The organism is Anaerolineales bacterium, assembly GCA_022866145.1.
In the GTDB taxonomy this organism is placed as follows: Bacteria; Chloroflexota; Anaerolineae; order Anaerolineales; family E44-bin32; genus PFL42.
Window position 1 is genome coordinate 1 of sequence record JALHUE010000453.1, and the last position, 2900, is coordinate 2900.

The 2900-nt window shown below is 67.6% G+C and carries 4 protein-coding genes; all 4 read right to left on the reverse strand.

Annotation, left to right across the window (positions count from 1 at the left end; all coding sequences use genetic code 11):
• The coding region (locus MUO23_13375) for a cytochrome c3 family protein (protein ID MCJ7513940.1) at nt 1-432 on the reverse strand (432 nt) is incomplete at its 3' end.
• A 12-nt stretch (nt 433-444) separates the two neighbouring features.
• Nucleotides 445-1284, reverse strand: a complete 840-nt coding sequence (locus MUO23_13380; GenBank protein ID MCJ7513941.1) for a hypothetical protein — start codon at nt 1282-1284, stop codon at nt 445-447.
• Nucleotides 1281-2624 (reverse strand): FAD-dependent oxidoreductase, encoded by a 1344-nt coding sequence (locus MUO23_13385; GenBank protein MCJ7513942.1) that lies wholly within the window; start codon nt 2622-2624, stop codon nt 1281-1283. Before MUO23_13385 ends, MUO23_13380 begins: the two co-directional genes overlap by 4 nt.
• A gap of 13 nt (nt 2625-2637) precedes the next feature.
• Nucleotides 2638-2900: 4Fe-4S dicluster domain-containing protein (locus tag MUO23_13390; GenBank protein MCJ7513943.1), on the reverse strand; the 263-nt coding region annotated here is incomplete at its 5' end.

A 2900-nucleotide genomic window follows, 5' to 3' on the forward strand; every position in this document is an offset into this window, starting at 1 on the left:
CCGGCCGTCGGCGTGGCTGAGGTGGCCGATCAGGTAGAAGCCGAACTCGGCGTGCGGGTACAGGTCGGGGGCGTACAGGGTCAGTGAGGCGTGGCTTCCCTGGTGCTCGGGGTGACACTGGCGGCAAGTCTCGGGCGAGGCGATTCCGGCGTGCAGGCTGGTGGGCGTCGCCAGTTGCTCGCCGATCTCGGTGTGGCAATCCAGGCAGCGATCGCCCATCACGCTGGCCGACCAGAACGGGGCATGGCAGTCGGAACAGGCCAGTTCGGCATGGCTCCATGCGCCGCCGATCGGGGCGGGTCCCTGATCTGCGTTGAGCGAGCCGGCGCTGAAGATATCCCCGCCGGTGGCGAAGGCCATCACCACGACGAGGAGCGGCACGAGCGCCGCCCCAACGACCCCCGATCCGGTGAACAACCCCAAGCGATTCATGCCGGCCGCCGCCTACTTCAGTAGGGTGGCGAAATAGATCGCCGCCGCGATGTGCAGGATCGCTGCCGAGAACATCATCAGCCCCAGCGGCACGTGCAGGGTGTGCCAGGTGGCCATCAGCCGCCGGGCGGCCGCCAGCGTGACCACCTGGCGCTGCAGCTCGTTGCGCCGCCGGATCAGGGCCTCGACGCGGGCGCTAGCGGTGCGGGCTTGCGCGTCCAGGCCGCGCCCCCCGGTCCAGGCGCGCCAGGCGGCGCGCCAGCCGTAGAAGAAGCGGCCCAGGACCATCAGCATCCCGCTGACCGCGCCGGGATCGCGCAATTCACGCGCGGCGGCGCGCTCTCCCCGGATCTTAGCCAGCGCGGCTTCGGCGGAGTCCAGCCTGCGCAGGACTTCGGCGCGCTCCAGGATGACTCCGTCGACTGTACGCGGCACGGCGGTGTAGATGTAGCGCCCGAAGAATCCGCTGACGACGACAATGGCGGTCATCAGCAAGGTGATCCCGGCCAGACCATGGAACTTCCAGGCCGAATGCAGGAAGACCAGATACGGGCCGACCAGGCCGGTGAAGATGTGGAACTTGAGCCAGGTGCTCATCCGGCCCCAGGTGCGGCCGCGGGTGCGCTTGCGCCATGAATACAGCGTCTCCGTCGTCAGCATCAGGCCGAAGCCCATGATCCCGATCCAGTGGCCGAACAGTCCGCTGGCCGCCGGGACTCCCAATGCGGCTGTGATCATCAGATAGAGAATCGTGATGGCCAGGATCATCAACCCGGATAGGAAGAGTTCGTCATCGAGCCGGAATCCGCCTCGCCGCGCCTCGACCTTGCCCAACTCCGCCCCCCGGGTCATGCGACCGCCTGCATTCGGTGGACAACCTGCTGTCGGCCGTAGTCCATCAGAATCTGCACGGCGCTCTCGGGCGACTTCAGCAATTGTTGACGAAGCCGGCCGAGCGGAACGCGATTCAGGACCAGATCGGTCAGCGGCCGCGACAGAGTCTGGTCCCCCAGGATGATGGCGCCCACCAGGCAGTTTTCTCCGACGGCCAGCCGGATGCGGCTGGTCTTACTTTGGCTGAGCACGGCGAACGCGTCCATGCCATCGCGCCAGATCTCGCTGTCGCCGTGCACAATCGACACCAAGTCGGCGTCCTCGCCGCCCTGCCCGACGTGGCCGACGATCGTCACGATGAGGCCGCCGACGCGGGTGACATTGAAGGGGATGCCGCGCAGGTAGGGGCTGGGGCGCCCGGCCATGTTGCTGCCGGCCGCCCGGCCTTGCTCTTCCGCCATCCACCACAGCGACTCGAGGCTGTGCTTGCCGCTGGCCGGGTCGAAGACCTGGGCGGCATCCCCGGCCGCGTAGACGTCGGCGGCGCTGGTGCGCAGGTATTCGTCGGTCAGGATCCCGCGATCCATGTTCAGGCTGCCGGCGCGGGCCAAGTCCAAGCGCGGGCGGATGCCGATGGCGAAGCCCACGATCTGGCAGGCGATCGACTCTCCCCGCTCCGTGAGGACACCCTTGACCCGCCCGTGCTGGCCGAGGACTCGTACCACATGGGTGTGGTAGTGCAGGTGGAGGCCATGGCGGATCAACCCCTGCTCGACCATGCGTGACTCGTCCGGGTCGAGGACCTGGCTCCAGAAACGATCCTTGCGCATGAAGTAATGAGTTTCCACGCCGCGCGCCGCCAGGCCTTCGGCAATCTCGATGGCAGTGATCCCCCCACCGACGACGACGGCCCGCCGGGCGCGCTTGGCCAGCGAAAGGATGCGGTTCGCATCATCCAGTCGATCGAAGGTGACGACGCCTTGAAGTTGAGTCCCGGGGATGTCGGGGAGGACGGCCGGGGCGCCCGTCGCCAGGAGCAGGGCGTCATAGGCCAGCGTCCGGCCATCGGAAAGCGTCAGGATGTGGCCGACCGGGTCCACGGCGACGGCACGTCCGTGAAGGAAGGCTGCCTTCAGGCCGCGCAGTTCGGATTTCGCCCACGGGAACAACTGGGACTGCGGGATGTCGTCGGCCAGGTAGTAGGCCAGCCCGGGCCTGGAGTACGGCAGGTGCCGTTCATCGGTGACGAGGGTCAGCTGGGCGCGGGGATCGGCGGCGCGGATCGTCTTGGCGGCCGAAAGTCCGGCGATACCGGCCCCGACGATCACATGGCGCTGCGGACGAGAGTCTGACGGCAAGCCCACCCTCCCCTCAGTCGAAAATCGGGCTGGGTTCGAGGGACAACACTCCGCGCGGGCAGCGCGCCACACACTGGCCGCAGGCCAGACAGTGGCTGTGCGTGATCGGCGTGCCATTCCGAACGAGACGGCGCACATCAACTCCCATCGGGCAGCTGTAGGAGCAGACCCCGCACTGGACGCAGCGCATGGGCTCGGTATGGATGATCGCCGTGGCGAGCGCCCGACGGCGTCGAACTTCCTGTTCGAAGAGTTGTCCCAGCATGATAAGGCCCC